The organism is Virgibacillus sp. DJP39 (assembly GCF_049310925.1).
In the GTDB taxonomy this organism is placed as follows: Bacteria; Bacillota; Bacilli; order Bacillales; family Amphibacillaceae; genus Virgibacillus_F.
The window spans coordinates 1-10,176 of record NZ_JBMERP010000102.1 but is presented as its reverse complement, the minus strand read 5'-3'; the positions used below and the strand labels follow the sequence as shown (position 1 = coordinate 10,176).

The following is a 10,176-nucleotide window of genomic DNA, read 5'->3' as shown; positions in this document are numbered from 1 at the left end:
ATAATGTAAGTATTAAAACAATATGTTGATTTTAATCAAATAAAATACATGATAAAGGCAAATTCATCGAAAGGTGAGGGCGCAAAACTATAGGGACTAAAAGTTGAAAGACTATGTCAGCCAGTTACCGAATGTACTTCACCTTAAATGGACGATTCGGTATTAGATGAGTCCATTTTTTGTTGCGACTGGATTAAAAACTCAACCAGAAATTACTACATGTGAAGAATCAAAACCAGATTTAGTTAAGTGGTAGAAAAATTTGTATAGTAGGGTTGGGGAAACGGTATGAAGTTAATGAATTTTATTTTAAGCCTACTGGTAGGAATTATAATTTCTCGGATTTTCCATGTCGATGTAAGAGTCAAGAGTAAGAGGGGATTTGAAAAAGAGAAAACTATTTTCAAGTTAATAGAAGGATCAAAGGATGTCATCTACGAGTATGAAATTAAGCCTAAACTTAAATTTAGATACCTAAGTCCTTCTATCGAAAAGTTCTTGGGCCCAGGAACATTGGAAGAAGCCTTTGAAAGACCAAATGCACCTTTTGAAAGAATACATCCGGATGATTATGACAATCTTCATAAAAAAATAAAAAACGAACTTGATTATAGCGAAATAATAGTTATGCGATGGAAAGATGACAAAGGAAACTATAGATGGTTTGAAGAATATGTTACTCCTATTTATGAAAGAGGAGAATTAATAGCGGTTCAGGGTATTATGAGAAATATCGACGAAAAAGTGGAATTACAACAGGATTTGGAATATAGAATTAACCATGATGCTATGACAGGCATATATAATCGGTATTTTTTTGAACAAAATATGGCGAAATACAATAAAGATTTAGACCAATCTGTGTCCATAGTGTTGTGTGATATGGACGGATTAAAATGTATAAATGACAATCATGGTCATCAAAAAGGTGACATTTACATTAAAACATCTGCCAAACTCTTACAACAAAGTTTCTCAGAAGATGCTATTGTTTCAAGGATTGGGGGAGATGAATTTGCTGTCATTCTATTAGGTATGAACCAACGTGAAGTTGAAAATCTCTGTAAAAAACTTATTCATAACTTAAATGAACATAATATCAATAACAAAGATTTAACAATAAGAATGTCTATAGGGTATTCGTTTGCAGAACATTCCATAGACCATATGGAGAACTTGTTTATCAAAGCTGACAGGAATATGTATAAGGACAAAAATAAGAAAACACCACAAAATTTTTTGGATGAACAAGGACAGCTCATTAAGCAATTTACCAGCTAGTTCTTCTTGTTCAAGTTCTTTAGAAGGAAGAATAAACAAATCTTTACTTGCATCTTTAGTCAACATCCTGCAATATAGATTGTATTGTGGCTAGAGAGAAGGATAATAATGCGACACATTCTACGTTGGCTTTTCTTTATTATTGGTTTATTGTTTTTTAGTCTAGGAATCTCAATAACAATTAATGTACAGCATTTAGGAATTCACCCATGGGACGTTCTGAATGTTGGACTGTTTGAGAAATATGGTTTTACGATTGGTACATGGAATATTGTTTGTGGAATTATTCTTTTAGTAATCTCCTATATCCTTGATAAACGCTATATAAAACTTGGTACTTTTTTTAATGCTCTACTTGTTGGATTATTTGTCGATTTATTTCTGTGGTTGGATTTCTTACCACAAGCTACTAATCTATGGACAGATATTTTGATACTCTTAACGGGTATAGTTCTGATGGGATTCGGTGGGGGAACTTACAATGCAGCTGGGGTTGGGTCTGGACCACGTGATGGATTTATGTTGTCCATTTCTGATAAAACTGGTTTTCCAATCCGGAGGGTAAGGATTATCACTGAAACGAGTGTGTTGGTAATAGGATTAATTCTAGGTGGTCCTGTATTTATCTTTACATTTTTATTTACATTTATACAAAGTCCATTATTTCAATACTTTTACATGAAAATTAGTACATTAATTAATTACTTAGAGAAACCTTACCTAAAGGATCAAAGACGTTCAGCATAAACCTTTTAAAGCAAAAATCCGAGTTGGCTAAATATGTGCTGGCTCGGATTTTTATATGTATATGATAAAGTGAGTAAAAGTAAGAAAGATAGAGTAATTAGCAAATAAATACGCTTACATCATGTTTTGTTAAATCCCCTATATATGGTATGATACATAGGTTGTAAACGGATGAAGCTTTGAAGAAAGCTTAATAAAAAATGAGGAAAGAGGTAAGGAATTGGATATACAAAAACTAAAGAATGATTGGTTTGGGAACGTCAGAGGGGATGTTCTATCTGGGATGGTTGTAGCGATGGCGCTGATTCCAGAGGCAATAGCTTTCTCGATTATTGCCGGCGTTGACCCAATGGTTGGTTTGTATGCATCATTTTGTATTGCGATCGTCATCTCGATAGTAGGTGGCCGTCCTGGTATGATTTCTGCAGCTACTGGAGCAATGGCACTATTAATGGTTACACTTATTGCTGAACATGGTTTACAGTATTTGTTGGCAGCAACTATTTTAACAGGTATCATACAAATTTTATTTGGTATTTTTAAGTTAGCTAGAGTAATGAAATTCGTACCACGTTCGGTGATGGTAGGATTCGTTAATGCCTTAGCTATTTTGATTTTTACAGCTCAGCTTCAACATTTTGTAGGAGAAACGTGGATTATGTATGCACTGGTTGCATTGACTCTAGTAATCATTTATCTTTTTCCAAGAATGACAAAGGCGGTTCCTTCAACGCTTGTTGCGATTATCATTATTACACTAATTACTGTTTTTGGTAGTTTGCAAATTAGAACGGTTGGAGATCTAGGTAATCTATCATCACAGCTACCAATGTTTTTACTTCCTTCTATTCCGTTAACGTTTGAAACATTTATGATTATTTTCCCATATTCTTTGGCACTGGCAATTGTTGGCTTACTTGAAACATTGCTAACCTCGAGTATCGTCGATGATATGACAGATACAGAAGGTGATAAAAACAGGGAAAGCCGGGGACAAGGAATCGCGAATGTTGTTGCAGGTTGCTTTGGAGGTATGGCAGGTTGCGCTATGATTGGCCAGTCCGTGATAAATGTTAAATCTGGCGGACGAGGTAGATTATCTACTTTTGTTGCTGGAGCATTTTTAATGTTTTTAATCATAGTTTTAGGAAATGTCGTAGTACAAATCCCAATGGCGGCACTGGTTGGAGTCATGTTTATGGTTGCAATTGGTACATTCGACTGGTCTTCCATTAGGAATCTGCATAAGCTTCCCAGGACAGATGCTGCTGTAATGGTAACGACAGTGGCCATTGTATTGCTAACACATGATCTATCCAAAGGAGTATTAGCAGGAGTATTGTTGAGTGCAATTTTCTTTGCGGCAAAAATTTCTAAGGTACGCGTGACGGAACAATTGGTTTCTAACGGTGAGAAACGTATTTATGCCGTTGATGGGCAATTATTTTTTGCATCTGTTAGTGATTTTCCAAAAAAGTTCAATTTCCATGATACTATTAAGGAAGTAGAGATTGATTTGACTCATGCACATCTATGGGATGATTCAGCGATTGGTGCATTAGATAGAATTGAAACGAAATTTGAACAACAGGGGATTGAAGTAACCTATTCTGGATTAAATGATGATAGTAAGCATCTGAAAAATCGAATTGGTGGATTATCAAAAGCATCTGGTCACTAGAAAAATTATGATCTTGGGAGAGGTGTAGCTTTTGTTTAAAAATATCTTGTTAGCGACGGATGGATCAGAGCATGCATTGCGTTCAACGAATCACGCAATCGAGCTTGCTAGAAAATTTGCTGGTACAATTAAGGTGATCTACGTTGTAGACGGTCAAACATCAAAATATGACGTATTGCATCATGCTGATAAATTTGAAGTTGAAAAAAGCCGTAGAGAAAAAATTCATCCTGTCGAGCAAGTGCTTTATTGTTCAGATGTTGCATACTCAGTTGAAGTGCTCCATGGAGAAGCTGGACCAACAATTGTTGCGTTTGCAAATGATGGTGATTTTGATTGTGTTGTGATTGGAAGTAGGGGTCTTAATAACCTTCAGACATTCATCTTAGGAAGTGTTAGTCACAAAGTAGCGAAACGAGCTAACTGTCCTGTATTAATTATAAAATAACTGATAAAGCCCGAATTGGTAATTTGCCGATTCGAGCTTTTTTTCTTACTGCATAAGTGCAAAATACTGGCGATAAGCCAAGTTTTCTAAGAAGCTAGGGGGTGTTTCCTCCAGAATGAAATTCACTTTATGGCTTGTGAAACAACATAATTATCCAAGTCAATTTCAACCTGTTGGCCAAGTGCTAACTTTGCGAGCTGCTGACCAATAAATGGCCCCATGGTAAGTCCGGATGCCCCTAGTCCATTTCCTAGGAAGAGCCCTTTAAAACCAGGAACTGTTCCAAATACAGGTAGGAAACCTGGAGTAAAGGGGCGAAACCCGACTCTACTTTCTAAAACAGTACTTTCTATTAACCCTGGTGCGATTGAGAGTGCTTTTGACAAAATTTCATGCATGCCTCCTGCGGTTACACGTGAGTCTAATCCAACATCGTTTTCATGTGTTGCACCAAGTACAATACGGTTTTCGTCTAAAGATAAAATATATTGATCATTTGGCGGCATAATGACTGGCCATTTAGACGAGTCTAACAACGGTAGTTGGACATGTAAAAGCTGTGCTTTTTGGCTCGTTATGTCAAAATTTATTCCCAAAGGTTCTAAGCTATCATGCATCCACACTCCGTTTGTGACAATTACTGTATTTGAAAGGATTTCTTCTTTATTAACTTGGACACCCTTAACCCTATTGCCCTCATGAAGTATCGTGGCTTCTCCTTTAATAAGTTTAGCTCCGTGTTTTTGAGCAGCTTTAATTAGTGATTTGCAAAGCTTTCTTCCATCAACACGAGCTGCACCACTAACATGAACAGCTTTGTAGTCAGCCTCTAAAGGGGGGAACATTGCTTTCGCTTCATTATGGCTAAGAAGTGTAATCTCACCTATTTCCGGTGCTTCCTCACGACGTTTTAATGCACGTTTGATCATTGCTTCGAGTTTTTCTGTTGAAGTATGAATACTTAATGCTCCAACACGGTCATAGCCTGTATCCAGCTCGTTATCCTGTGCAAGAGAAGCAATTAGGTCTGGATACAACTTTGCACCTCTCCTCGCAAGTTCATACCATTTTTTATTTCGACGTTGTGAGAGCCAAGGACAAACAATACCAGCTGCTGCATCTGTTGCCTTGCCACTATCATTACGATCGATGAGAATAACCTCGGCACCATCTTTAGCTAACTGATAAGCAGTAGAGGATCCTAAAATTCCTGCGCCTATAACGATAATTTTTTTCATAAAAAATTCCTTCTTTAATTTATTTCTATTTCAACTATAAAAACAAAAAACAGTTTTGTAAAATTTATTGCAGCTAAATTTAAATGTTTTCTTATAATGTGTCATAATAATTATAAAAGAGGAGGCACGTACTAATGTATGAAAATAGGATAGCAAAAGTCTTATTTATTGTTGGAGTGGCACAAATTACAATTGGCTTGTTTGTGGGCATAGTGTTTGGGCTTGCTAACGTTGATTATGGTGGGGAATTCAGCTGGGCTTTATTTTTGACTTGGTCCATTGGTGGTTTTATTTTAGGGATATTATTTATAGGTTTTGCAGAAAATATTCAATTGCTACAACGCATTTATTTGAAAATGAGCAACGAGGAAGAAATGGAAACCGGTGAAGAGTTAAGTATGGAATATCCATCTGATTCAAACGAATGGTTTTTACCAGAAGACCGGGAAAAAATAGGGTTATTTTATAAAAATGAAACCATTCTTGAAATTGTACCTTCCTTAATAGAGGGGTATTGCATTGTGAAACTTGAATATGGAACAAGTCAATTCGTACGAGTGGTTGATATCCAGGGTTTCGGAGCAAGTGAAGTCGAGGATGGTGAAATTAAAAGTTCTATTATCACATGGTACAATAAACAACCCTGATCTTCTAAAAGAAGACCAGGGTCCTGTTATTTATCTGCCTTAGCTAGTGGTTCAAGAGCGGGCCCCTCTATTACCTTGCCAGTTGCATTAAACCGGGAGCCGTGACATGGACAGTCCCATGTTTGGTCACCATCATTCCAAGCGACACCACAGCCCATATGGGTACACGATATATCAAGAAGATGCAATTTTCCATTTGTATCTCGATATGCCCCGACATCCTCTCCATTCATCTTAATAACGGCACCTTGTCCATTGGCTAGGTCTTCGGTTTTAGTCGCAGAATCAGCATCACTTTTTGATGTTGTCTCTGATTTGTATTCTTTCTCAATTTCATTTATCTCTCTGAAAGGTGAAAACAATGCTGTATATGCATTAAACTTTCCTTCAATTAAATCAGTTATTACTTCTGCACCAATCGTTGCGTTTGTTAATCCCCACTTACCAAATCCTGTTGCAGTATAAATGTTCTTCTTTCCTGAAAACATCTTGCCTATAAAAGGGATACGATCAGGGGAATATAAATCATGGGAAGACCAATGATCCACTACCTCTTTGACGCCAAAGAGATTATCGGCGTAATCAACAAGCTCCTTATATCGCTGATGACTTGAGATGCCATCACCTGTGTCATGACTTTCTCCACCAACCAATATATAATTCTCACCCTGATGCTGAATGCCCTTCATTGTTCTTTTTGGTTTTTCTGCACTTATATACATGTCACCAGGAAACGGTTTTTCAGCTTTGATAGCCAATGCATAAGAACTTTCGGGTTTTAGGTTACCAGAATAAAAGTCGTCCGGTTCATATGTGGGAGCATGGGTAGCAAATACAACATTTTCACAGGTTATAGAATAGTCCTGATCTGTAAAACAAGTAATCCCGTCGTTATTATCAACATCCATCACAGCTGTATTTTCATAAATTTCTCCCCCGTTTTTCTTAATTGATTGTAACAATTCGTGTAAATATTTCGTTGGGTGAAACTGAGCTTGATTATCCATAACTATTGCCGATTTTACATTGCGTTCAAGGGGGATATCGTCAACCAGTTCGCCATCGATTCCCAATTTGTCATAAGCTTTTGCCTCTTTATCAAGTTGCTCCGTCCACCTATCTGATTCAGTGAAAACATATGCGTTGGATTCTTCCAGGTCACAGTCAATTTCTTCTTCTTTTTGAATCCTTTTTATAATAGCAAGTGCTTCCATATTGGCTTGATAGTACTTTTTAGCTGTATCAATTCCATATCGTTCAATTAATTTATCATAAATTAAATCATGTTGAGCGGTCAGTTTAGAGGTAGTGAAACCAGTTGTTCCACTTACAAGCTTTCTGGCTTCCACAAGCGCTACTTTTTTTCCTTTTTTTGCTAGCATATAAGCTGTTGTAATCCCTGCAATTCCACCACCAGCAACGACAACGTCAACTGTTATATTTTTGCTGAGACTAGTATAATTAGGTAAACTTTGTGTGTTTCTCCAAAAAGATGAAGGGGCTTTTTGTAAAGCTTGTGTAGTTGTCATGTAAAAACCTCCTAATAATTTTATACTCCTTTTTCATTCATTACCTTTATTCAAACCGATTTAAACTAATAGCTTGTTTTTTTCTTTTGCAATTAAGCAGGATAATTGATATAAATAGGAAGTACATTAAATACATATGAAAAGAGTAAGAAGGAGAGATACCATGGCAAAGACATTTATATTTGGACATAAAAACCCCGATACAGACACAATTACTGCAGCACTTGCAGCCTCCCATTTAAAAAATAAACTCGGACGCGATACTGAGGCAGTTCGATTAGGCGAGGTAAATAATGAAACACAGTATGCACTGGATTACTTTAAAGTGGAAAAACCACTACTAATTGAGCAGGTACCTGAAGAGATTGAAGATGTTATTTTAGTGGACCACAATGAATTCCAGCAGAGCGTTGACAATATCAAGGATGTAAGAATTAGTGAAGTAATTGATCATCATCGGATCGCTAACTTTGAAACAAAGGAACCACTTTATTTCCGGGTAGAGCCTGTTGGATGTACAGCTACAATTTTGAAGAAAATGTACGAAGAAAATAATGTAGAAATAACAAAAGAAATTGCAGGTTTACTGGTATCAGCAATTATTTCAGATTCTTTATTGCTTAAATCCCCAACTTGCACCCAGGAAGATGTTGATGCAGCACATGCATTAGCAGAAATAGCAGGAGTTAATTTAGACGAATATGGAATAGCTATGCTTGAAGCTGGAGCGGATCTAAGTGATAAATCTATTAAAGATTTAATTACAATGGATGCAAAGGAATTTGAAATGAATGGATCAAAGGTAGAAATTGCACAAGTTAATGCAGTAGATACCAGCAAAGTTCTTGCACTTCAGGAAGAATTAGAAAATGATATTAATGCAACCATTGCAGATAAAAAATTAGATTTGTTTTTGTTCGTTGTAACCGATATTTTAAATAATGATTCTGAAGTGATTGCACTTGGCCAAGCAAGAAATAATGTGGAAAGTGCTTTTGACGTTAAGCTTGAAAACAATCGCGCATTGTTAAAAGGTGTAGTATCACGCAAGAAACAAATCGTTACAAATTTAACAGATACATTTAAATAAACGAAAGGGCCATCAAATCGTAAGTAATTTGATGGCCCTTTTAAAATCTATGGTTAACGGTTGATTCCCTGGCCTTTGCGTCCAGTACACCACCACATATATAGACAATTCTAATTGTTATCTGTCATTTTATCATTAGATTCATTAGATTCAATCGTAGCAATTACTTGCTGAATTCGCAGGTCAGCTATTTCAGTCACTTCAAATTGCACATGTTTAAAGTTTATGGTTGGTCGTTCATCCTCTGACGGGACGTATCCTAGCTGATCAATAAGAAAGCCATTTAGCGTATCAAATTGTTCGGTAGGCAGGTCCAGTTCCAAAATGTCTTCTAGTTGATAAAGGTTTATTATCCCAGCTATTCGATACTTATGGCGATTTATCATTTTTAGTTCTTCTTCTGTTATTTCTGGTGTACCGTTTTCGCTAAAAATTTCTCCAACAATTTCTTCTATTACGTCTTCAATTGTAATAATTCCTTCAGTTCCACCATATTCGTCCAGCACAATTGCAATATGTTCGTTCTTCTGTTGCATGTCTCTGAACAGCTCATCTACATTCTGTTTTTCCATTACAAAATAAGGTGGTTTTCGAATTACTTCATTCAGATTTAATTTTTCGCCATCACAGAAGTCCATATGTTTAATCAAATCTTTAACATGTAAAGTTCCGACGATGTTATCAATTCCATTATCATAAACAGGGAATCGTGTATATTTTTTATCTCTTGCTAGTTCCATTACCTCATTTTTGGTTGCATTTAAAGATAGTACCGACATATCTGTCCGATGTGTTTTAATATCAGAAGCTGTCTTATCATTGAATTCAAAAACATTTTTAATCATCAATTTTTCTGTTTTTTGAATCCTGCCTTCTTCCTCACCTTGATCCACCATTGTTCTAATTTCTTCTTCTGTTGCCTGTTCACTATCAGCGTTTGGATCTAATTTAAATAACTTTACAGTATTGTCAGTGGAAAAGGTTAATAATTTCACAATTGGAAAAGCAATTTTAAAAAGTAAAGTGAGTGGAGTTGCTGCAATATTTGATATAAATTCTGCCTTTTGTAATGCAAGCTGTTTTGGAACAAGCTCTCCAAAGACAAGTGTGAAGTAGGAAAGAATTACAGTAATCGTTACTAATGCAATTGTTTCGAGAATTCCCTGAGATACTGGAACTCCCATCTTATATAAGCTTTGAGCCAATGGAGCTGCAAAGAAATTTGAAGCAAGAGCACTCGCAAGAAATCCGGCAAATGTAATTCCGACTTGAATTGTTGCAAGAAAGCGGCTGGGTGCAGAAATTAGATTGTGGAGTTTTTTTGCTTTTTTATCACCATCTTCCGCCATATGTTTGACTTTTTTTTCGTTTAGTGAAATCAAAGCAATTTCAGATGCTGCGAAAAAGCCATTTAATATAACTAATATAACAAGAACTCCGATTGTAATGGCCAATTTTTCTTACCTCCAAATTGAAAAGAAATAGGGGAGTGTCCATGCAGTGAGAAACATATCT

At 36.2% G+C, this 10,176-nt stretch carries 9 protein-coding genes and 1 riboswitch; of the genes, 6 read left to right on the top strand and 3 right to left on the bottom strand.

Annotated features, from left to right (window positions below; all coding sequences use genetic code 11):
* The first annotated feature begins 46 nt into the window (after window positions 1-46).
* Window positions 47-132: riboswitch (cyclic di-GMP riboswitch) on the top strand.
* 156 nt (window positions 133-288) lie between these two features.
* The 4 genes from ACOI1D_RS19535 (at window position 289) to ACOI1D_RS19520 (ending at window position 4,157) form a co-directional block, all read left to right on the top strand.
* Window positions 289-1,281, top strand: coding sequence for a sensor domain-containing diguanylate cyclase (locus ACOI1D_RS19535; protein ID WP_422503644.1), 993 nt, complete (start codon window positions 289-291; stop codon window positions 1,279-1,281).
* A gap of 108 nt (window positions 1,282-1,389) precedes the next feature.
* Window positions 1,390-2,028 (top strand): YczE/YyaS/YitT family protein, encoded by a 639-nt coding sequence (locus ACOI1D_RS19530; RefSeq protein ID WP_422503642.1) that lies wholly within the window; start codon window positions 1,390-1,392, stop codon window positions 2,026-2,028.
* A 220-nt stretch (window positions 2,029-2,248) separates the two neighbouring features.
* Complete coding sequence (locus ACOI1D_RS19525; protein WP_422503641.1) at window positions 2,249-3,709, top strand: SulP family inorganic anion transporter; 1,461 nt, start codon at window positions 2,249-2,251, stop codon at window positions 3,707-3,709.
* Window positions 3,710-3,740: 31 nt separating this feature from the next.
* The gene (locus ACOI1D_RS19520) at window positions 3,741-4,157 is read left to right on the top strand and encodes a universal stress protein (protein ID WP_422503640.1); all 417 of its coding nucleotides are present in this window, start codon (window positions 3,741-3,743) and stop codon (window positions 4,155-4,157) included.
* 122 nt (window positions 4,158-4,279) lie between these two features.
* Here ACOI1D_RS19520 and ACOI1D_RS19515 read toward each other — a convergent pair whose 3' ends face one another.
* Window positions 4,280-5,395 carry an NAD(P)/FAD-dependent oxidoreductase gene (locus ACOI1D_RS19515; RefSeq protein ID WP_422503638.1) on the bottom strand — a complete coding sequence of 372 codons (1,116 nt, stop codon included), beginning with the start codon at window positions 5,393-5,395 and terminating at the stop codon, window positions 4,280-4,282.
* A 134-nt stretch (window positions 5,396-5,529) separates the two neighbouring features.
* Between ACOI1D_RS19515 and ACOI1D_RS19510 the strand changes: the two genes are divergently transcribed.
* Complete coding sequence (locus ACOI1D_RS19510; protein WP_422503636.1) at window positions 5,530-6,042, top strand: hypothetical protein; 513 nt, start codon at window positions 5,530-5,532, stop codon at window positions 6,040-6,042.
* A 26-nt stretch (window positions 6,043-6,068) separates the two neighbouring features.
* Here the strand turns inward: ACOI1D_RS19510 and ACOI1D_RS19505 are convergent, their stop codons facing one another.
* Window positions 6,069-7,571 carry an FAD-dependent oxidoreductase gene (locus ACOI1D_RS19505; protein WP_422503634.1) on the bottom strand — a complete coding sequence of 501 codons (1,503 nt, stop codon included), beginning with the start codon at window positions 7,569-7,571 and terminating at the stop codon, window positions 6,069-6,071.
* Between the two features lie 163 nt (window positions 7,572-7,734).
* Between ACOI1D_RS19505 and ACOI1D_RS19500 the strand changes: the two genes are divergently transcribed.
* Entirely contained in the window at window positions 7,735-8,661 is a 927-nt protein-coding gene (locus ACOI1D_RS19500) for a manganese-dependent inorganic pyrophosphatase (RefSeq protein WP_422503632.1), read from the top strand.
* A 110-nt stretch (window positions 8,662-8,771) separates the two neighbouring features.
* Here ACOI1D_RS19500 and ACOI1D_RS19495 read toward each other — a convergent pair whose 3' ends face one another.
* The gene (locus ACOI1D_RS19495; protein ID WP_422503630.1) at window positions 8,772-10,115 is read right to left on the bottom strand and encodes a hemolysin family protein; all 1,344 of its coding nucleotides are present in this window, start codon (window positions 10,113-10,115) and stop codon (window positions 8,772-8,774) included.
* Between the last annotated feature and the right edge of the window lie 61 nt (window positions 10,116-10,176).

What these genes read in the sequence shown, in the direction of transcription:
- ACOI1D_RS19500 (WP_422503632.1), top strand. Translation starts at nt 7,735, where the DNA reads ATGGCAAAGACATTTATATTTGGACATAAAAACCCCGATACAGACACA.
- ACOI1D_RS19505 (WP_422503634.1), bottom strand. Translation starts at nt 7,571, where the DNA reads ATGACAACTACACAAGCTTTACAAAAAGCCCCTTCATCTTTTTGGAGA.
- ACOI1D_RS19515 (WP_422503638.1), bottom strand. Translation starts at nt 5,395, where the DNA reads ATGAAAAAAATTATCGTTATAGGCGCAGGAATTTTAGGATCCTCTACT.
- ACOI1D_RS19535 (WP_422503644.1), top strand. Translation starts at nt 289, where the DNA reads ATGAAGTTAATGAATTTTATTTTAAGCCTACTGGTAGGAATTATAATT.
- ACOI1D_RS19530 (WP_422503642.1), top strand. Translation starts at nt 1,390, where the DNA reads ATGCGACACATTCTACGTTGGCTTTTCTTTATTATTGGTTTATTGTTT.
- ACOI1D_RS19510 (WP_422503636.1), top strand. Translation starts at nt 5,530, where the DNA reads ATGTATGAAAATAGGATAGCAAAAGTCTTATTTATTGTTGGAGTGGCA.